This window comes from Scytonema sp. HK-05 (genome assembly GCF_963872035.1).
In the GTDB taxonomy this organism is placed as follows: Bacteria; Cyanobacteriota; Cyanobacteriia; order Cyanobacteriales; family Nostocaceae; genus Kalymmatonema.
This window is the reverse complement of sequence record NZ_CAWMYC010000125.1, coordinates 1-18,562: the sequence shown is the minus strand read 5'-3', so window position 1 is coordinate 18,562 and position 18,562 is coordinate 1. Positions and strand designations below refer to the sequence as shown.

The following is an 18,562-nucleotide window of genomic DNA, read 5'->3' as shown; positions in this document are numbered from 1 at the left end:
GAGGAGGACAATTGCACACGAAGGGTATGAAACTCTTCCAGCATTTGAAGCATCTACTTTGGTTAGAGATTGTTATTGGTGCGCTGCTCTGGTGACCTCTCTTCCCTACGGTAAGAATTGGTCAGAGGACGCGCACCAATTTCCCCGACATTCCTCCCACCACCAAATCAAAGATTATGGTGCGGGACTCCTGTCGGAACTAGTTGAAGTCCCTGTGGTGTACCGTAAATTCGTTTTCAAGCTACACAAGCCAATAGCTGGAATGACTCCCAAAACCACCGCTGTCAATCCTTGTTGACATAAATACACAACCTGATCCCGGTTGACTTGTGGAATAAACTCCTGCACAAGCGAAAGCAACCAAACCAAGATACTGATGAATAGAAATGAAATTGAAGGCAGAAAACTCCACCACCAAGCACGTGTGGTGTACCGTTGCAGGACTAACCATTGGAAAAACCCAAGCCAAATTCCGGAAAGGATATATGCGATAGTTGACAAAAATCCAAAGATGACCTTTTGTTCAACAGATATTTGATTTAATGATGCGATAGATGCAATATAGTTAATCCATTGTGCGGAAACGCCGTTAGCAACTAGCCAACCCAGGCTAGTGGCAAACATCCACAACCAACCGGATAGGTATCTACGTAGAACAAGCGCTTGATCTGCACCGAAAATGAGCGCAAACACACCATTGCTAAAGTATTTTGCTAAGGTATACCATATTTTTTCTTGCAAAACCGCTCTTGGCAGCATCTCTACAATAGTTTTTTCTATGGCTATACTAGCAATTCCGCCTACAACCCATCCTAAAAAGGTCATAAGCATAAATTGGATGAAGAAACTCCGGCGCTCGAATCGGGGTATTAAAAACTTTCGCGCTTTGGGTTTACCAGAAAATACTTTCTGAGAGGGTTGTTTTGAATGGGGTTGCATAAGAATTTAATATTTATTAAGTTTTGAGTCGGATATGAGTAGAAGTTTTGCAATCTGCACCCCAAACGCTCTTGCTCTTCAAAAAGGAGAATCCTGGAATGATAAGCTAAACAATGACATAAAAAAGAGTTTAGGATGAACTGTTAAATGGGTATTTCTTCCAATGAACCTTATCTCCTCAGGGCAGCTCGTGGTGAAGTGTTAGACCGTCCCCCCGTATGGATGATGCGACAAGCGGGACGATATATGAAAGCTTACCGAGATTTAAGGGAGAAGTATCCTTCTTTTCGCGATCGCTCGGAAATACCAGAAGTAGCGATTGAGGTATCCTTGCAACCCTGGAAAGCCTTCCAACCGGACGGAGTGATTTTGTTTTCTGATATTGTCACGCCGCTTCCTGGTTTAGGCATTGATATGGATATCGCTGAAGGCAAAGGACCAATCATTGACTCGCCCATTCGCACCCAGGAACAAGTCGATAACCTGCATCCGTTAGAGCCAGAGCAATCCCTGCCTTTTATTAAAACAATTCTGCAGGCATTGCGGCAAGAAGTGGGGAACCAATCAACTGTGTTGGGCTTTGTCGGTGCACCTTGGACATTAGCAGCTTATGCTGTGGAGGGAAAAGGTTCCAAAACCTATTCCATCATCAAAAACATGGCGTTCTCAAACCCGACGGTGCTGCATCAGCTGCTGGCAAAATTTGCAGATGCGATCGCCACTTATGTCCGCTACCAAATTGACTGTGGCGCTCAAGTTGTGCAAATGTTTGATTCTTGGGCGGGACAGTTGAGTCCTCAAGATTACGAAACTTTCGCACTCCCCTATCAGCAGCGAGTTTTCCAGCAAGTCAGGGAAACTCATCCTGATACACCCCTGATTCTGTTGGTGAGTGGTAGTGCAGGTTTGCTAGAGAGGATGGCATTATCGGGCGCGGATATCATCACTGTAGACTGGGCAGTGGATATGGCAGACGCACGGGAAAGATTAGGTAAGCACGTCAAAGTGCAGGGAAATCTTGATCCAGGTGTGCTGTTTGGTTCCAAAGAATTTATCCGCGATCGCATTTTCGATACTGTTCGCAAAGCAGGTAACAAGGGACACATTCTTAATCTCGGTCACGGTGTGCTTCCAGAAACTCCAGAGGAGAATGTCGCTTTCTTCTTTGAAACAGCAAAGCAACTCAGCAGTGCAGTTGTATGATAGCCGAGGTTAGGGGCGCGGCTTTGCGCCCCTGACTGTCTAATCGCTATGGCACAGTATTTCCTTTAGAGTCTATTGAGGTCAAAAGATGTCTGAAGCTACTCGAAAAGTTGTCTTTATCATCTATTTCTGTGCTATAATAGCGATTCGCGTTTACTTTTCGCGCCAAGTAAAGCAGAACAAGATTACTGACGGACGTAAAACCCAAGAAGAGAAGCTGTTCCTTTTTTTAGCATTTATAGGCATATTTATCCTGCCTCTACTTGGTGTTTTCACACCTTGGCTAGAGTTTGCTGCATACGACCTTCCTGATTGGACTGGTTGGATCGGCACAGGTGTTTTCCTCATTGCTATCTGGCTGTTTTGGCGTTCCCATGCAGACTTGGGTTTGAATTGGTCAGCCTCACTAGAAATTCGAGAGAATCACTCGCTAGTCGATACTGGAGTGTACCACTACATTCGCCACCCAATGTATGCATCCTTTTTGCTTTGGGGAATTGCCCAAGCGCTTCTCCTACATAACTGGATTTATGGACTGTTCAACATCGTATCGTTTTTACCGATGTATCTTTTGAGAGTACCTCAAGAAGAGCAGATGATGCTCGATACGTTTGGGGAACAGTATCGAGACTATATGTCTCGCACAGGGCGAGTGATTCCAAAATTTCCACATTCATCGGCGGAGTTAGGGTGACACGCTGCGGAGCAACGGCACGCAAGAGCGGCGGCTTGCTGCACGCCTATAAAATCAGACACAATAATAGCACACAATAGTGTATACAAGTTGGGTGCAATTGTACTAAGTTGGGGCAACTACGTTAAACATTTCAAGTTCCATTTTGTAATATCGGGTTGTGCGTCCTATTGGAATCATTCCTAACCTCTGGATAACACGGATTGACGCAGTATTTTCGGGCTGTACAATTGAACAAATTACGGGTAGTTTTAAGGTGTTAAATCCGTAATCTAAAATTGCTTTTGCCGCTTCCGTCGCGTATCCCTTACCCCAAGCGGATTTTTTCAAATGCCAACCAATTTCATAATCTTGTGTGAATTGTTGATCCTCATCTCGTAGTTGCATGAGGACAATAGTTCCTACAATTTCTCCAGTTTCTTTAAGAACCATTGCCCATAAACCAGTTCCATTATTGAGTTGGGCAGCTATTGTTACCCATCGTTGCAGTATATTTACTACGCTTTCAAGACTCTCTGCTTTGGTGATCAGGAAGCGGGTAACTTCAGCGTCGCTGTATATCTCAAAAGCTTGTTTTGCATCCTCTTCTGGAATCCAGGTACGGATAATTAGGCGGTCAGTTTCAGCAATGATAGTCATGTAGAATCATTTTTAATACCAGTAAGGGCTTTTGCTCATATAAAAGTTATAGATTATGAATCTTGAAACTTTTTTCTCATTCACAATTCATAATTCATAATGCCTTAATCTTATTTGAAACTCTTTATGAGCCAGAAACGGATTTTAGTAACGGGTGCAAGTGGTTGTATCGGTCACTACATAAGTGAAGCTTTAATTCAAGAAACTCAACACGAACTGTATCTGCTAGTTAGGAACCCAAAGAAACTGCAAGTAGATACTCAAGCACGTCCGGGTGTTACCGTCTTGCAGGGTGATATGCAAGAAATAGGGAAATTTGCCGACTTGCTGAAAACGATAGATGTTGCTGTGCTAACGGCAACGGCTTGGGGCGGTGAAGCAACATTTGATATTAATGTACACAAAACGCACGAGTTGCTCAACTTGCTAGATCCAAACAGATGCGAACAAGTGATTTATTTTTCCACCGCCAGCGTTTTGGATCGCAACAACCAACCCTTGAAAGAAGCAGGGGAACTGGGTACAGATTATATCCGTTCCAAGTACGATTGCTTGCAAAAGATATCGCAGTTAGCCATAGCGCCCAAAGTGACCACTGTTTTTCCGACTTTAGTGCTGGGTGGCGATCGCAATAAACCCTATTCTCACTCAACATCTGGTATTCCAGAAGTCACGAAATATATAGATTTGATTCGCTTTTTTGAGGCTGATGGCAGTTTCCACTTCATCCACGGACGAGATATTGCCACTGTCGTGCGGTATTTGATTGATAATCCTCCCAAAGAAGACGAACCGCGCTCATTTGTTTTAGGTCAAAAGCAGTTAACTGCTAATCAAGCAATTGAAGAAGTTTGCGCCTACCTTGGGAAAAAGATTTACTTTCGCATCCCTCTATCTATATCTTTAGCCAATTTAATTATCGTTTTGTTCCGCATTCAGATGGCTGCTTGGGATAGATTCTGTATGAACTATCGGCATTTTAGTTACCAAAATTTTATTAATCCCGGCAGTTTCGGTTTACCAAATTACTGTGCGACGGTGAGTGATGTTTTGAAAATCAGTGGTGTTGAGCCATTAAGCAAGTAATATCAGGTTCGTTTGATGACTTACTATTCCCCTCCTCGCTTGCGGTGAGACCAGTGCTGCAGGAGGGTTTCCCTCCGCAGGCAACTGGCGTTCGTCGAAGACGTGCCGAAGGCATACCCGAAGGGGGAGGGGTTAGGGGTGGGGTCTTCGTACTGTAGGCAATTAAAGGGTTCTCGTTCTTAACTCAAAATTGACAGACTAGTGGTTCATGTCATTAATTTTGACATGTCGTAGGGGTCAGATCCCCGACAACTTTTACGAAGTCGGGGATCTTGTAACCCATTAGAATTAATGAAACAGACCACTAGTGGTTAACCGCATTAGTTTTGATATGAACGCAGATGAGCGCCAACAGCGCTCAATGAGCCTAGGACTAAAGTCCTTCTACGAAATCATACAACCATCATAATTAATGACATAGACTACTAAGCTTTACGGAGAAGAACTTTTGTGGAAACCTTGGACTTGATAGCCTGGAGCAAGCGCCGATAGCGGAGAAAACCTTGTATTGCTTTTCGCACTGGTGGGGCACTTTGGGCTACTGATGCTTCAAACCATAAACCCTGGTTATAAGCGAATCTCGCAGTCAAAAAAGATTTAGCAACGTTTATCCAAGAGTAGGATTGGGCAAGAGAGTTAGTCTTCTCACTATGACCAGCCTCCCAGGGAAAATCACCCCAAGCCTTTGCCTCTGTCTCAGAAGGGTTCAACCAAAACGATTGAAGGACATCTGCAGAAGCTTCGCGCACATCTGCCCAAGGATTCACTAAGCAGGCATCAAGTAGCAAATTCTCTGTAAAACAGTAAACTGCCTTCCTAACAACTGGTAGTCCCCAGTCGATGATCCTTTGATTACGTTCCTCCTTAAAAACCGGTCGAACTTGTTCACCTTCCTCCATGAAGCTGAGCACGGTACCATGATCTGCACTACAAAACATTTCCAGAGGAACAATACCCAACTCAGGTAAAACGTCTTTGAAGCCAGTTTTTGTCCGCTGATCAAAGAAATAGCCTTTCTTAGAGTCAGATTGATTGCCCTGGGAGTTACTCTTGAGACCATAAAATAGACCCACATCGAGTGTGCCACCGTTGGCATTCACAAGTGCGGCTAGGGAATCATACGAGCTGCCAAACCAACCTACATCAACTAACCCCTTTGGCGTTGAGTCAAGCACTCCCTCTTGCTCCAGGTATTTCATCAGAACTTGTTGCTTCTGTTGTGCTTTCTCAAGAATGAGTTCACTGACTTCGTGCTTGTCAAGCACTGGGTGCAATCCCTGCACCTCCTGCCTACTAAGAATTCGGAACCAATCTTTTTCTTTGAATCCAATAGCAGCCAAGCTATCACGAATCTCTTCCGGAGCAATAGAAACCCGCGCCAGAAAGTCTCGAATAGAGAGGGTACTCGTGCCATCCAAAATCCAGCTTGGTCTTTTCAGCATCTCGAGTGCCTGTTGTTGATCAAGACTGACGACGGCTGGTAGATTCCACGATAGTCTGCTGCCATAGATATAACGAAGCTCGCAAGAAAAGTTGAGCTTACCGATTAATCTACGCGCTATTTCCAGCAAAATTTGACCATCTCTCGATACAAAGTAGAGCTTTTTTAAACCCATTAGCTGAGCCTGTTGGAGTACCCAGAGAACATAGCCGACTAATGTAGGAGCCACCACGCCAGCAGCGACATCACGCAAAGCCTCTTCTTTTGAGGACGACACCGGGACTTGCAAACGGACTAGCCTAGAAGCACCAGCCATAGCAGAAGATAAACCCTCTGTGGCGTAGGAATGAGACTCGAGTTTTTGTTCATATCGATTCAGGTTGCCTTCGGAAAAATGTTGAGCTTTCAACCCGACTTTTTTGGCACCCTCAACATCAACGCGTAGATCATTACCATAATGAGATACTTCGGCAGGCGAAACACCCTCACGACTGAGCAATTCTCGGAAAAGTTGACCTGTTGCCTTCGATTTTCCGTATTCATTAGATACATACAGCAGATCACCATCTACCCAAAATGAATGACGTACTAACTGCTCTTTGATGAACTCAGCAGGCAAATACATATCGGACACGAAAACTACACGCTTGCTTTTGTTACGGGCTGCCTGTATAATTTCCCTTGCAATCGGAATCGGGCGAATCAGTTGAGACTCCAAGGCACATTCTAGGTGCATGATTTTTTCGCGTTGCTCATCAGTGAGTCGCAGCGCGATCGCAAGTTCTGTGTAGATTTGGTGCAAAGAATATTTTTCACCTAGATTTGCGTAAGCCCGGAACTCGGCTGTAGTGCGAGCATGAACGAAGGCTTCAGGCGTGCAGTTAATTAGCGATTGAGCTGCAAGTTGCTTACCTAGCAGGAGAAAGAATGCTTTTGGTGTTCCGACAACTCGCGTCAGAACGGTGTCAAAGACATCAAATGAAGAGATATGCATTGTATTAATGTATTTGTTTTTAGTAAAAATTAAGCAAGCAACACCAGTTGCGACACTTACCATCCAATACGTGTCGCTTAACAGTATCCGTCACCCGCGCATGGTGCGGATACGGACACACTAACAAAGGCTGCCTTTGCAGCCTGTAGAAATTAGCCTACACAGGTAGGCTTAGTTTGTTTAGCCTGTCGGCTAATCCAAGAAATATTCACGCTACCATTAAGTGAACGCTAAATTAAACCAAAACTTGTGTCTGACATCCCTAACGTAATGTCTTAAAGCAATTTCTTTACTAGCAAATTTATCTGGATAAATGAACTGGTCTTCTACATTAAGAATATATCGTTGCGAGCACAGAGGCTTGCCCTGATTATGGTGAATTGTCAAATGCACCACTGTTTGTTCAGTAAAATATCCAGGCACTCCTTTAATATTCGCCAAGCGTTCAATAGCGAAACTCCAATCCAACTCGTGCTTGAATAAAATAAATCCAGCATTGATTGGATTTAATTTCTCGGAATCATCGTAAATGATTCTCTCATCCAGTGAATTAGAGCAATCAGGTAAATATCTAGTGTATTTATCGTCCGGAGTAGCTAACTCAACTAAGTCAATTCCACCTGGGAAAAATAAAATATCTGAATCTGTGTAGATAGTTGGACCATCTACAGGAATTGACATTAATGCCGACAACTTTCTGCCCATTGCATGCAGTTGGGCATATTCAGAAACACATTGAGGCAGATCGCTTCTAAGAAGTTCTTTTAAAGGCACCACCTCAACACAGGGATGTATGCGGCGCAGTAAACGACAACTATCGTCAGTGTAGCTACCATCAGAAATAACAGTGAATGTATCTGGAATGCCGACATGACGGATGAATGACCGAATACTTACCACTTGTTCTGGCAAATCGCGCTCACATGATAAAGAATAGACCTTTATCGGAGCTTTTCGATTTTGTTTGATAGGAAGGTTGACCAACTTAACAACTACATTTCTATAAAGAGAACGAATAAATTGCCCTTGAAATTTAGCAGTATGATAGCCGATGTTTACCATTTATTAATCCTCACACAAAACAAGAATAGTTAGGAATATACCTGCAGTCAGGCTTGGATTTGTAGATTGCTGGCTGCAATCCTACCCAGCCTGATATTATTTCAGGTCGCATGAGACTTTATACTAGATATAAGCTTAGTAGTTGCCCACAAATAACTTACCTATTTGAAAAAATGTAAGCCTTGATTGACAGGACTTTCAGCTATTAAAAAAGGTAACTTATTCGTGCCGTTTTCCTTAGAAATGAGTTCCTAATAGTTAATTTCTTCGTTCTCCCAAATTTTTCTGGTCAATGAAAAGTTTTAACTATATCTCAGTCGTCTGTATTTGGTACTTTCATGTTGAATTATGAAGTGATGAGGCTTCACAAAAAAATGAATTTGTACTTAATACTTACATATTTATATCTATGTATATGCAATTTATAAATTTGCATCTGTATATGATATTAATACCCGTGTAAATACCAGGTCAATCAAGATTTGTTTTATTTACAGATTTTTTAGATTCATAATGGAATATATGTCGGTATTCGTAATTTTAGGAGTTAGCTATTGACAAAAAAGTAATTTTAGGTTAAGTTAAAGTTTTTTAGGTAGATGCAGTTTTAAATTTTTCGTGCTAATGCAGGTGATTGGGCAAGGAACAGCGCCTCAAGAGCGATGGGCAAAGCGATCGCCTGAGGGGAAAGCGCACGCTCCGCAAACGGCGATCGCTTTGCCTGCCTTGCCTCTAGCGATAGATAATATAGTGTTATGTTGTGCCTTTCATTTGCATGACTGTGAGCAGCCAGGATGCTTGCTCGCATCAGGGCTTCTCTTTTTCCAAATTGCTTACCAGTCCTCTGTAGAGCATATCTCGGTTAGGAAGGATGCATATTATTCGTTTTTTATAATAAGAATTTACTGTTTTCTCTTCTAATTAAAAATAAATAGAACTTAGGCATGTATTATGAAGAAACGAACCGCCTAGACACCAAGTGGCGTGCTGAAGGCGAGTGGGTGTCCGTTAGGACAAGGCTAAAACACAAAGGACACTAAGAAATAAGAGTTTTAGAAAGTTCTTGCGTAAGTCCTAATAAAAATAGAAACTTTAATTAAGACAATTTCGTCAATACCTCAATAAACTTTTAATTTAGTTAAAGTGAAATAACACTTAGAGTGTGAGGTTTGACGGTTTATGCGAGTTTTATTGGTTTATCCTATTTTTCCCAAAACGTTTTGGTCTTATGAAAAAATATTGCAATTAGTTGACCGCAAGGTTTTGTTACCACCCTTGGGTTTGGTGACAGTCGCAGCAATTTTGCCTCAAGAATGGGAATTTAAGGTGGTTGATCGCAACATCCGCCCAGTGACAGAAGAAGAATGGGCTTGGGCAGATGTGGTAATTTTCTCAGCGATGATAGTTCAAAAACAAGATTTACTAGAGCAAATTCGCGAAGCAAAGCAACGTGGTAAGTTAGTTGCTGTGGGCGGTCCTTACCCCACCTCTGTACCTCACGAAGTTCAGGGAGTAGGTGCAGATTTTATGATTCTGGATGAAGGGGAAATTACCCTACCGATGTTTGTTGCAGCAATTGAACGAGGTGAAATTTCTGGGATTTTCCGGGCTACAGAAAAACCGGATGTGACAAGCACCCCAATACCCCGCTTTGATTTGCTAGACTTTGATGCTTACGACATGATGTCGATTCAGTTTTCGCGGGGTTGCCCTTTCCAGTGCGAATTTTGCGACATTATTGTTCTCTACGGACGCAAACCGCGTACCAAAACTCCGGCACAAGTGTTGGCAGAGTTAGATTACCTCTACAAGTTGGGTTGGCGGCGCGGTATTTTTATGGTGGACGACAACTTTATCGGCAACAAGCGCAATGTCAAGTTGTTGCTTAAAGAGTTAAAAGTTTGGATGGCAGAACACCAGTATCCATTCCGGTTTGACACCGAAGCTTCGATTGATCTCGCGCAAGATCCAGAATTAATGGAGTTGATGGTTGAGTGCGGTTTTGCGGCAGTGTTTTTGGGAATTGAAACACCAGATGAGGAGAGTTTGCAACTCACGAAGAAGTTTCAAAATACCCGTAGTTCGCTGACTGAGGCAGTGCAAAGCATCATCAAAGCTGGGTTGCGTCCAATGGCTGGGTTTATTATTGGTTTTGATGGCGAAAAACCAGGCGCAGGCGATCGCATTGTCCGCTTTGCAGAACTTGCAGCAATTCCCTCTACGACCTTTTCCATGTTACAAGCACTACCAAACACTGCTCTTTGGCACCGTCTCAAGAAAGAAGGACGACTGCGGGAAAACAAAGATGGAAACATCAACCAAACCACTTTGATGAACTTTATCCCCACCCGTCCCCTAGAAGACATTGCCAGAGAATATGTTGAGGCGTTTTGTACTTTATACGACCCGGTGCAGTACTTGGATCGCACCTACCGCTGTTTCCTGATGATGGGTGCGCCGAGTTGGAAAGCGCCGTCTAAAATGCCAGAGTGGATTGTTGTGAAAGCCTTACTGATTGTTATCTGGAGACAAGGGATAAAACGGGAAACTCGCTGGAAGTTCTGGCACCACTTGTTTAGCATAATCAAGCGTAATCCCAGCGTTGCAGAGCATTACCTTGCTACCTGCGCCCACAATGAGCATTTCTTAGAGTATCGCCAAATTGTACGCGAGCAAATAGAATCTCAGTTGGCTGAATATCTAGCACAAGGCGCAGAAAAACCATATGAAATGGTGAATGAGAATGAGAAAGTTAGCGCTATAGCTAGTTAGCTAGATAGTTAACTATAGATAATAGCTGATCGCTCATGGTTTCCCTAACTGTGTTGATGTTATTATGGCTCTGCTTTGAATAAACACCCTAGTTTATAGCGGTGCCATAGTGTAATATAATATCGGCTTTAAACCTCAAGCCGAAAATGCAAACGCTTGTTTTCTTCTTAGTTGCTGCTTTAGGAGAAATTTCTGGCTGCTACGCCTTTTGGGCATGGTTGAGACTAGGAAAAAGTATACTTTGGATTTTTCCAGGTATTTTAGGTTCATCATGAATGCGAAGATAGTAGCTGCACATTGAAGTGACATCCTCCCCCAAACTTTTTGAAGCGAGGAAACCCAAATCCTCTGGCTTGAAATGCATCCCAAGTATCGTGCAAGCGACGTACTGTTGTTTGCAGAACTTGAGAATAAACTTGCGAGAGTTCTGGAATCTCTTTCTTCAGTTTGGGCAAGTCATTTTGCTGACGCTGATAACTAGGAAACGGGGTATTGGCTGGAATTATATATTCCTTCACCAGCGAACACCGATAAGAGCAAACTTTTTCTAGACGCAATCCAGTCTTTCAGCTCGCGCAAGGCACGGTTGTAGACAAATCGACACGTCTCCAACCAGGACTGCATGAGTTGTTGTTGGATAGCGTCGGGGTAAATTCGATAGGTGAAGTTCATTGTCAGCATAAAAGTAATTTACCACAACACCTACCTAGCAGTAAGCTCTTATCTATTGGCAATTTCAGGGGCATCGTTCGCGTTGGCACAAGCCTCCGCAGGACTTACGCTCATGCTGAGCGCTTTGCGCTTTGCGCGTGCGCCAAGGGCGCATACCCCTAAAATTGCCTGTTCGGGGTTCCAACAACCACCACTAACCGCTTGCGCGGTATAGTGGGGGACTTATAGCCCCTCAAGCTCCCCAATTAGTTAAAGTTAAGAAAAATGAACGAACATGATTTACAAACTACAGTGACTCCACCCATCGCCGAAAAACAGCCGCAAGTATTGGAATTGCACGGAGAGCAGCGAGTTGACAACTACTTTTGGATGCGTGAGCAGAACAATCCGAAAGTTATCGCTTATCTGGAAGCTGAGAACGCTTACACCAATGCGATGATGCAGCACACTGAAGCGCTGCAAACAAAACTTTACGAGGAAATGCTTAGTCGGATTAAAGAAACCGATTTGTCAGTGCCATACCGTAAAGATGACTATTATTATTATTCCCGTACTGAAGAAGGAAAAGCTTACCCAATTTTCTGCCGTAAAAAGGGCAGTCTCGACGCTCCCGAACAAGTGCTGCTAGATCAAAATGAACTAGCAAAAGAGCATGAATTTTTGAGCTTAGGTGTATTGCAAGTTAGCCCTAATCATCAAATCTTAGCTTATTCCATTGATACCAGTGGTGCTGAGGAATACACGCTTTTCTTTCTTGACCTTAGGACATTTGAATTATACCCAGAAAGCATTTCTGAAACTAATTATTCTTTGGCTTGGGGTAATGATAATCAGACAGTATTCTACACCAAAATTGATGAGGCAAACCGTCCCTTCCAACTATTTCGGCACACTTTAGGCAATTCTGTTGATGAAGATGCTCTGATTTACCAAGAACCGGATGATGCTTACCATTTATATGTTGGGAAAACCCGGAGTCAGGCATACATTTTGATGAGTGTGGGTAGCACAATTACATCAGAAGTTTACTATTTGGATGCTAATAATCCCATCGGCTCTTTTCAATTAATCCACCCACGACATACCGGGGTGCTATACGACGTTGACCATCACAGTGATGACTTTTACATTGTTACAAATGAAGAGGCAATCAACTTTAAACTGATGAAAACCTCGGTAGCGTCCCCAGCCAAAGAGAATTGGCAGACTGTTATTCCCCATCGTGAAGATGTCTTGCTCTCAGGTGTTAGCCTGTTTGCCAATCACATGGTAATTTACGAAAGAAAGGGTGGATTGCCAATTGGGCGAGTGCAAAATTTATCGACAGGAGAGGAACATAACATTACCTTTCCAGAGCCAACCTACAATTTTTACGAAAGCAGTAACCCGGAATTTAACACGACTATTTTGCGGTTCAATTACACCTCTTTCATCACTCCGCAATCTGTGTTTGACTATGACATGGAAACAAATGAACGGGAGTTGAAAAAAGAAACGGAAGTTCTCGGTGGCTACGACAGAACTCAGTATAAGAGTGAGTGGCTGATGGCTACCGCCAAAGACGGTACGCAAATTCCCATATCCATCGTTTACAAACAGGGAATCAAAAAAGATGGTAAAAATCCTTTGTATCTTACAGGATACGGTTCTTATGGTGCATCTTACCCGGCGTCTTTTTCTTCCAATCGACTTGCGCTGCTAGATCGTGGGATAGTGTTTGCTGTTGCACATATTCGTGGCGGCGAAGAAATGGGGCGCAAGTGGTATGAAGATGGCAAGTTCTTGAAGAAAAAGAACACCTTCACCGATTTTATTGCCTGTGCAGAATATTTGATTGGCGAAAAGTGGACATCGAGCGATCGCCTTGCCATTTCCGGCGGGAGTGCAGGCGGTTTATTGATGGGAGCAGTTATGAATATGCGTCCCGACCTTTTCAAAGTCGTCGTTGCTGATGTACCCTTTGTAGACGTAGTGACGACTATACTGGATACCTCCCTACCGCTGTCAGCTATGGAATGGGAAGAATGGGGTAATCCCAACGACAAAGTTTATTACGACTACATGAAGTCCTACTCGCCGTACGATAACGTCGAGGCGAAGGATTACCCAGATACCCTGATCGTCGCTGGCTTGAATGATTCTCGCGTCAAATATTGGGAACCAGCCAAATGGACGGCAAAACTACGAGAACTGAAAACAGATAACAACATTCTCCTGCTTAAAACCAACATGGGTGCAGGACATGGCGGCGCATCTGGGCGTTATGAAAGCTTGAAAGAATTGGCTTTTGAATATGCCTTTGTTTTAGATAGGCTAGGTTTAGAATCCAGTGGAAGCTAAGTACAGTGGTTTGTAGGGACATAACAATGTTCATTGGTGTCAACTTAAGCCAAAACCCTTCTAAAATCTCGTTTCGGTGGTTTCACCTGGAAATGCGGTTGGGGCGGTTGAGCAAGTAAAGCAGGCAGAGCCAGCCAATAGTATTCCCAGTCTTTGACTGGGAACAAGCCAACAAGCTAACGTCTCAAAGGTAAAGATTAGAGCGCGGAGTGCCTTGGCGAAACTGTTGCACCATTAGAATTTTACACTGGCAGCTTAGCTTCCCAAGTTTTATTTTTAGGCGTACCAAACACTACATCGGATCACAGATGAAATCATTTCAAACTCAGATAAAAATTATTTCAATATTTTTAATTCCAAAGTATGCGATATAGTAAACATGAAAGAAATAGTCACTTTTTTATTTGGCTTAGGATTTATATTCAATGCTAGTTTATTTGTTCCACAAGCCATTAGAATTCTCAAAACTCAAAGTGCTAGAAATATTTCTTTAATAACTTTTGCTGGCTTTAATTTTATTCAATTTAACAGTATTTTCTATGGATATTACCAAAATGATTGGATTTTGATGTACGGTAATTTAATTAGTTTTATTGCTTGTGGTGCTGTAACATTATTGGCAATTTATTATAGAAATAAATAATCTATTAAGCAAGGCTAAGAGCCAACCGATTTGAGAGTTTAGAGATATTTTGTTGGCTAATGCCTAAGAGGATCTTTGAGAAGTATCAAAGTTTTTATTTGATCCCCCCAGCCCCCCTTAAAAAGGGGGGTAAAAGTCCCCCTTTTTAAGGGGGATTTAGGGGGATCATTGATAAATTTTGGTACAAAACTACACTTTCCAAACATCCTCTAATACAGTAATGCATCTATTGGATAATATCTAATATTCCCTGTTCCGCATCTAAAGTGACCTTCACACCTACTGGTAAAGCTGCATTCGGTCCATCATGACCAAAAGGCAAGTCGGAGACGACGGGAATACCCAAATCACCCAAGCGATCGCCCGTTTGCGTAATATGTCCGAAGAACTTAGTTCGGGTGAGTCAGGGGCTTCTACCCAATTTAGCTAAATAAACGAACAGGGATATACGCTTGAAAACTCTCAAAATCCTTATCTATTGTCATAATGCACCAGTCACGATTGTGGGCAACTGCACAGAGTAGAAAATCAGTGTTCGCCCCTTGGATGCCATGTGTCCGGCAAGTATTGTAAAACTCAGCAGCTAACTCGTAGTCTTCGGTTGTTAACTCTAGGTCACCAAAGGCACGAAGGTAGTTCCTCAAGCGAGTAAACTGTTCAACATGACGAATTCCTGAAAGCACCTCTTGCCGCACAGCCCCTAACAAAACGACTCGACCATCAACAATTAAATCGCGCAACTGGTTGACAACAGGCATTGCTTGTGATGGAGTATTTCGCCGTAGTGCCAATGACCATACGGACGTGTCCACAACAACTCTCATTGCAGCCTTCTCTGCTGTTTGTAGTTGTAATCTTCGTGGTAGTCTATTGTTCCAAACAAATCCAATACCTTAAGTTGCTTGCGACGTTGCACATATTCGCGCAATGCTTCTTCGACCACATCACGCTCTGTTTGTTGATTTCCAAGGGCTAGAGCTTCTTGGATTAAAGCTTCGTCTATTTCGAGATTGATGGTCATGCACTTGCTTTTGGCGAAACTGCTACACTATCAAAATTTGACTGCTCAGTCTACAGGCGTTTCAAAGGGTAAAGAGCTGTTAAAGACTTCTTAACAGCTTAGCCTCCCAAACTCAAAATACCTTGGTCTGCATCCAAAGTTGCCAATACACCAACTGGTAACGCTGCATTCGGTCCATCATGACCAAAAGGCAAGTCGGAGACAATGGGAATACCCAAATCACCCAAGCGATCGCGCAACACTTCCTCAACACTAAAGCTGGGAACGTTTGGCGGCGGTTCACAACGGCTAAAGCTACCCAATGCAATCCCACGGACTTTTGATAAAGCGCCACTCATCCGCCACTGTGTCAGCATTCGGTCGATGCGGTAGGGAGCTTCTGTCACATCCTCGAATGCCAAAATTACACCATTGATATCTGGTAGCATTGGCGTACCGAGAAGATGGGTTGCCACTGTAAGATTACCTGGTAATAGGATACCAGTTGCAACACCTCCACCCCAACCAGAACCTTCCAAGGGTGCAAGAGGGCGACCTTCTACGCAATCAAATAACCTTTCAATTGACCAATCTGGTTCTGAGGCGAGAGTTGTCAGTACGGGAGCGTGAACGCTGGAAATTCGTGCTGTGTAAAGGCTCCACAAAAGCGCAGTGATGTCAGAAAAGCCAATGAGCCATTTTGGAAGTGCTGAGTTTTCTGAATCCTGCCAAGTCCAATTTTCTAAAATGCGGGTACTGCCGAAACCGCCTCTAGCACAGAGAATACCGCGACACTCTGGTTCCTTCCATGCTGTTGCTAGGCGATCGCGACGTTGTTCGTCTTTACCTGCTAAATATCCCCATTTGTCATCTATCTCTAGTATTATTTCTACTTGATAACCACGCGATCGCCAAATTTCCACTCCTTTTTGGAAAGCCTCAAATTCTCGCAAAGCACCACTTGGCGCAATGACTTGTAGTAAGTCACCAGGTTTGAGAGGTGGTGGAACAATTTTAGATTTTAGATTTTGGATTTTGGATTGCATGAATAGACCCTTGCATATATATTATTTTGTCTGGCGCTCTAGGCTGTAGACGCAAAGAAAAAGTTCGGCAGTACAAGTTAATTGACAAGTGACTTAAGAGGCGAAAATCAAAAGTTTAAAATTTGCATGAACCATTGTTCAAAGCGATCGCCCAAAGCTTCCAGAGAAAATTCGGTTTCTGCGGATGCGCGACAGGTGTGACGGTTGATTTCATCCAAGCGGGAAACAGCATCGACTAACCCAGGAATACTATCAGGTTCTACCAAAAACCCCGTTTTGCCATCTTTAACGATTTCCGCTGGACCACCGCGACGATAGGAAATCACGGGAACTCCACAGGCTAGTGCTTCTATTGCGACATTTCCGAATGCTTCCACCCAACGGTGTGTCATCAACAACGCGCGACACTCGCGCACAACTTGCTGCATTTGGGAAGTTGATAAAAATCCTAAATACTCAAAAGATGCATTTGGGTAATTCTGGCAAATCTGCTGCCAGTATGATTCATCTTGGAGTTTACCCATAATTTTTAATGGAATGTTGGTAATTTCTGCTACAGATACCGCATCTTCCAAACCTTTCTCTGGGGAAATTCGACCTACCCAAGCTAACTGTTGTTTTGGTTGGGCGCAAAACTCATACTGCGATACATCAATTCCATTACTTAAACAAAAAAACTGCTCGTCAAGAGTGAAAGTGGCAGCTTGTGCGAGGCTATGAAAGCCAATCGTACCAGGAAACTGCTTTGCAACTTGTTTGATAATTTGGTCTAAAGCGTTACTCAGCGAACCCATGCTAATTAAGTGGGCGATGGGACGTTGAAAAAAAGGTGTTAAATACAATGGCAACCAATCATAAGCAAAGTTGACAATCAAATCGTACTCACTTTGAATTTGTCGTGCATAGTCCCACATATTCGCCAGCACGGAATTTTCTGGCATGGTTATAGGATCTGTGCGTTCCTGACTTTGGGCAATGATTTGTAAATTGCCAGGAATTTGCACAATTGGTAGAGAATCCCATGTGGAACCAGAAGGGGCAACGATTTGCAGTTGATGACCGCGCCGGATCATTTCTTGGGCGATGTTATACAAAGTCAATTCCACACCGCCACCGAGTCCAGTCCCAAGTGGTCCAACGGGCGTGGAGACAAAGAGGAGTCTAAGAGGTTTGGAAGTCATCCGCAGCAGGTAATTTTAACCACTTTATGTAACAATACGGTTCAGTGAAGGATTTTTAGTGAGATTTGGTGATGGTGTAGAGACGCGCCATGGCGAGTCTTTACATTGCTAGCTTGTAGTAAGCGCTTTAGCGCTAAAGCGCTACTACATACCTTTAACACGTAAGGTGGGCAGTGCGAACGCAAAACCCGGATGTAGTCGGCAAAATAGGGTAAGCACTGCCCACCCTACAATACTCAAACTGTCTTTCATTTTGAATTTTGAATTTTGAATTTTGAATTGTTAATGCCACCATCGTGCCACATTTGAGATCGCACAACTCACTTCTGCTATTGCTTCCTGACCTCCTAATGCAAAAATAACTGGAACTAGTGTCTTTATGTCTGTCAATAAATTCTGACGAGTACGGAGAGATAGCTCATGAAGTGTCTGCCCCCAGACTGGAAAAAATAGAGTTGTTGGTCTCTTTGACAAAGAAAGAGCTAAGGCTGCTAGTGCCCTGGCGCGATCTGACTCATTCTGAATCAGTTTTGCGGCAGCCAGTGCTTCGGGTAATACGGATGGCAGTTTGTCGGCTAAGGCAGCTAGTGCCGTGGCGCGAGATTCCTCATCCTGAATCAGTTTTGCGGCAGCCAGTGCTTCGGGTAATACGGATGGCAGTTTGTCGGCTAAGGCTGCTAGTGCCGTGGCGCGAGATTCCTCATCCTGAATCAGTTTTGCGGCAGCCAGTGCTTCGGGTAATACGGATGGCAGTTTGTCGGCTAAGGCAGCTAGTGCCCTGGCGCGAAATAACTCATCCTGAATCAGTTTTGCCGCAGCCAGTGCTTCGGGTAATAAATCCCTTGGCAGT

At 43.4% G+C, this 18,562-nt stretch carries 19 protein-coding genes and 2 pseudogenes; 8 read left to right on the top strand and 13 right to left on the bottom strand.

Annotated elements, in window-relative coordinates; all coding sequences use genetic code 11:
• Positions 1–174 precede the first annotated feature (174 nt).
• A complete protein-coding gene (locus tag AACT52_RS26770; RefSeq protein ID WP_073627480.1) occupies positions 175–939 on the bottom strand; it encodes a hypothetical protein in 765 nt (254 codons plus the stop codon).
• 147 nt (positions 940–1,086) lie between these two features.
• On the opposite strand from AACT52_RS26770, the gene hemE reads away from it, so the two are divergent.
• Together hemE and AACT52_RS26760 are read left to right on the top strand one after the other, a co-directional pair.
• On the top strand, positions 1,087–2,142 hold the full coding sequence (hemE, locus tag AACT52_RS26765) for a uroporphyrinogen decarboxylase (RefSeq protein WP_073627478.1): 1,056 nt from the start codon (positions 1,087–1,089) through the stop codon (positions 2,140–2,142).
• Positions 2,143–2,230: 88 nt separating this feature from the next.
• A complete protein-coding gene (locus AACT52_RS26760; protein ID WP_083629981.1) occupies positions 2,231–2,836 on the top strand; it encodes a protein-S-isoprenylcysteine O-methyltransferase in 606 nt (201 codons plus the stop codon).
• Positions 2,837–2,941: 105 nt separating this feature from the next.
• Here AACT52_RS26760 and AACT52_RS26755 read toward each other — a convergent pair whose 3' ends face one another.
• On the bottom strand, positions 2,942–3,475 hold the full coding sequence (locus AACT52_RS26755; RefSeq protein ID WP_073627476.1) for a GNAT family N-acetyltransferase: 534 nt from the start codon (positions 3,473–3,475) through the stop codon (positions 2,942–2,944).
• Between the two features lie 126 nt (positions 3,476–3,601).
• Between AACT52_RS26755 and AACT52_RS26750 the strand changes: the two genes are divergently transcribed.
• Positions 3,602–4,561 carry an NAD-dependent epimerase/dehydratase family protein gene (locus AACT52_RS26750; protein WP_073627474.1) on the top strand — a complete coding sequence of 320 codons (960 nt, stop codon included), beginning with the start codon at positions 3,602–3,604 and terminating at the stop codon, positions 4,559–4,561.
• Between the two features lie 425 nt (positions 4,562–4,986).
• Here AACT52_RS26750 and AACT52_RS26745 read toward each other — a convergent pair whose 3' ends face one another.
• The 3 genes from AACT52_RS26745 to AACT52_RS26735 form a co-directional block, all read right to left on the bottom strand.
• Positions 4,987–6,996, bottom strand: coding sequence for an HAD family hydrolase (locus AACT52_RS26745; protein WP_143172711.1), 2,010 nt, complete (start codon positions 6,994–6,996; stop codon positions 4,987–4,989).
• Positions 6,997–7,215: 219 nt separating this feature from the next.
• On the bottom strand, positions 7,216–8,058 hold the full coding sequence (locus AACT52_RS26740) for a hypothetical protein (RefSeq protein WP_073627470.1): 843 nt from the start codon (positions 8,056–8,058) through the stop codon (positions 7,216–7,218).
• Positions 8,059–8,665: 607 nt separating this feature from the next.
• The gene (locus tag AACT52_RS26735; protein ID WP_073627468.1) at positions 8,666–8,866 is read right to left on the bottom strand and encodes a hypothetical protein; all 201 of its coding nucleotides are present in this window, start codon (positions 8,864–8,866) and stop codon (positions 8,666–8,668) included.
• Positions 8,867–9,237: 371 nt separating this feature from the next.
• Between AACT52_RS26735 and AACT52_RS26730 the strand changes: the two genes are divergently transcribed.
• Both AACT52_RS26730 and AACT52_RS26725 read left to right on the top strand, forming a co-directional pair.
• Positions 9,238–10,830 carry a B12-binding domain-containing radical SAM protein gene (locus AACT52_RS26730; RefSeq protein WP_073627466.1) on the top strand — a complete coding sequence of 531 codons (1,593 nt, stop codon included), beginning with the start codon at positions 9,238–9,240 and terminating at the stop codon, positions 10,828–10,830.
• Positions 10,831–10,976: 146 nt separating this feature from the next.
• A complete protein-coding gene (locus AACT52_RS26725) occupies positions 10,977–11,105 on the top strand; it encodes a hypothetical protein (protein WP_233153787.1) in 129 nt (42 codons plus the stop codon).
• On the opposite strand, the gene AACT52_RS26720 is transcribed toward AACT52_RS26725, so the two are convergent.
• Positions 11,100–11,348, bottom strand: coding sequence for a hypothetical protein (locus AACT52_RS26720; protein ID WP_233153786.1), 249 nt, complete (start codon positions 11,346–11,348; stop codon positions 11,100–11,102). The genes AACT52_RS26725 and AACT52_RS26720 overlap by 6 nt on opposite strands.
• Positions 11,308–11,511 carry a helix-turn-helix domain-containing protein gene (locus AACT52_RS26715; protein ID WP_339375005.1) on the bottom strand — a complete coding sequence of 68 codons (204 nt, stop codon included), beginning with the start codon at positions 11,509–11,511 and terminating at the stop codon, positions 11,308–11,310. The genes AACT52_RS26720 and AACT52_RS26715 overlap by 41 nt, the downstream gene beginning before the upstream one ends.
• Positions 11,512–11,766: 255 nt before the next feature.
• On the opposite strand from AACT52_RS26715, the gene AACT52_RS26710 reads away from it, so the two are divergent.
• Complete coding sequence (locus AACT52_RS26710) at positions 11,767–13,842, top strand: S9 family peptidase (protein WP_073627464.1); 2,076 nt, start codon at positions 11,767–11,769, stop codon at positions 13,840–13,842.
• Between the two features lie 379 nt (positions 13,843–14,221).
• A complete protein-coding gene (locus tag AACT52_RS26705) occupies positions 14,222–14,485 on the top strand; it encodes a SemiSWEET family sugar transporter (protein WP_073627462.1) in 264 nt (87 codons plus the stop codon).
• A gap of 226 nt (positions 14,486–14,711) precedes the next feature.
• Here AACT52_RS26705 and AACT52_RS26700 read toward each other — a convergent pair.
• A pseudogene (locus tag AACT52_RS26700) lies at positions 14,712–14,846 on the bottom strand (LD-carboxypeptidase); the annotation flags it as partial.
• On the opposite strand from AACT52_RS26700, the gene AACT52_RS41520 reads away from it, so the two are divergent.
• Positions 14,793–14,915, top strand: coding sequence for a hypothetical protein (locus tag AACT52_RS41520; protein ID WP_443216596.1), 123 nt, complete (start codon positions 14,793–14,795; stop codon positions 14,913–14,915). The pseudogene AACT52_RS26700 and the gene AACT52_RS41520 sit on opposite strands and share 54 nt — an antisense overlap.
• Here the strand turns inward: AACT52_RS41520 and vapC are convergent.
• The 5 genes and pseudogenes from vapC to AACT52_RS26675 form a co-directional block, all read right to left on the bottom strand.
• Positions 14,908–15,309, bottom strand: coding sequence for a type II toxin-antitoxin system VapC family toxin (gene vapC / locus AACT52_RS26695; RefSeq protein ID WP_073627460.1), 402 nt, complete (start codon positions 15,307–15,309; stop codon positions 14,908–14,910). The two genes, AACT52_RS41520 and vapC, sit on opposite strands and share 8 nt — an antisense overlap.
• Positions 15,306–15,506, bottom strand: coding sequence for a type II toxin-antitoxin system VapB family antitoxin (locus tag AACT52_RS26690; RefSeq protein WP_073627458.1), 201 nt, complete (start codon positions 15,504–15,506; stop codon positions 15,306–15,308). Before AACT52_RS26690 ends, vapC begins: the two co-directional genes overlap by 4 nt.
• Before the next feature lie 98 nt (positions 15,507–15,604).
• Entirely contained in the window at positions 15,605–16,531 is a 927-nt protein-coding gene (locus AACT52_RS26685) for a S66 peptidase family protein (protein ID WP_073627456.1), read from the bottom strand.
• A 107-nt stretch (positions 16,532–16,638) separates the two neighbouring features.
• Entirely contained in the window at positions 16,639–17,712 is a 1,074-nt protein-coding gene (locus tag AACT52_RS26680) for a glycosyltransferase family 4 protein (RefSeq protein WP_073627454.1), read from the bottom strand.
• A gap of 282 nt (positions 17,713–17,994) precedes the next feature.
• Positions 17,995–18,562: pseudogene (locus AACT52_RS26675) on the bottom strand (hypothetical protein); the annotation flags it as partial.

Bases quoted from the DNA above. Each gene is read 5' to 3' on its own strand.
- AACT52_RS26770 (WP_073627480.1), bottom strand. From the start codon at position 939: ATGCAACCCCATTCAAAACAACCCTCTCAGAAAGTATTTTCTGGTAAA.
- hemE (WP_073627478.1), top strand. From the start codon at position 1,087: ATGGGTATTTCTTCCAATGAACCTTATCTCCTCAGGGCAGCTCGTGGT.
- AACT52_RS26760 (WP_083629981.1), top strand. From the start codon at position 2,231: ATGTCTGAAGCTACTCGAAAAGTTGTCTTTATCATCTATTTCTGTGCT.
- AACT52_RS26755 (WP_073627476.1), bottom strand. From the start codon at position 3,475: ATGACTATCATTGCTGAAACTGACCGCCTAATTATCCGTACCTGGATT.
- AACT52_RS26750 (WP_073627474.1), top strand. From the start codon at position 3,602: ATGAGCCAGAAACGGATTTTAGTAACGGGTGCAAGTGGTTGTATCGGT.
- AACT52_RS26745 (WP_143172711.1), bottom strand. From the start codon at position 6,996: ATGCATATCTCTTCATTTGATGTCTTTGACACCGTTCTGACGCGAGTT.
- AACT52_RS26740 (WP_073627470.1), bottom strand. From the start codon at position 8,058: ATGGTAAACATCGGCTATCATACTGCTAAATTTCAAGGGCAATTTATT.
- AACT52_RS26735 (WP_073627468.1), bottom strand. From the start codon at position 8,866: ATGCGAGCAAGCATCCTGGCTGCTCACAGTCATGCAAATGAAAGGCAC.
- AACT52_RS26730 (WP_073627466.1), top strand. From the start codon at position 9,238: ATGCGAGTTTTATTGGTTTATCCTATTTTTCCCAAAACGTTTTGGTCT.
- AACT52_RS26725 (WP_233153787.1), top strand. From the start codon at position 10,977: ATGCAAACGCTTGTTTTCTTCTTAGTTGCTGCTTTAGGAGAAATTTCT.
- AACT52_RS26715 (WP_339375005.1), bottom strand. From the start codon at position 11,511: ATGCTGACAATGAACTTCACCTATCGAATTTACCCCGACGCTATCCAA.
- AACT52_RS26710 (WP_073627464.1), top strand. From the start codon at position 11,767: ATGAACGAACATGATTTACAAACTACAGTGACTCCACCCATCGCCGAA.
- AACT52_RS26705 (WP_073627462.1), top strand. From the start codon at position 14,222: ATGAAAGAAATAGTCACTTTTTTATTTGGCTTAGGATTTATATTCAAT.
- AACT52_RS41520 (WP_443216596.1), top strand. From the start codon at position 14,793: ATGACCAAAAGGCAAGTCGGAGACGACGGGAATACCCAAATCACCCAA.
- vapC (WP_073627460.1), bottom strand. From the start codon at position 15,309: ATGAGAGTTGTTGTGGACACGTCCGTATGGTCATTGGCACTACGGCGA.
- AACT52_RS26690 (WP_073627458.1), bottom strand. From the start codon at position 15,506: ATGACCATCAATCTCGAAATAGACGAAGCTTTAATCCAAGAAGCTCTA.
- AACT52_RS26685 (WP_073627456.1), bottom strand. From the start codon at position 16,531: ATGCAATCCAAAATCCAAAATCTAAAATCTAAAATTGTTCCACCACCT.
- AACT52_RS26680 (WP_073627454.1), bottom strand. From the start codon at position 17,712: ATGACTTCCAAACCTCTTAGACTCCTCTTTGTCTCCACGCCCGTTGGA.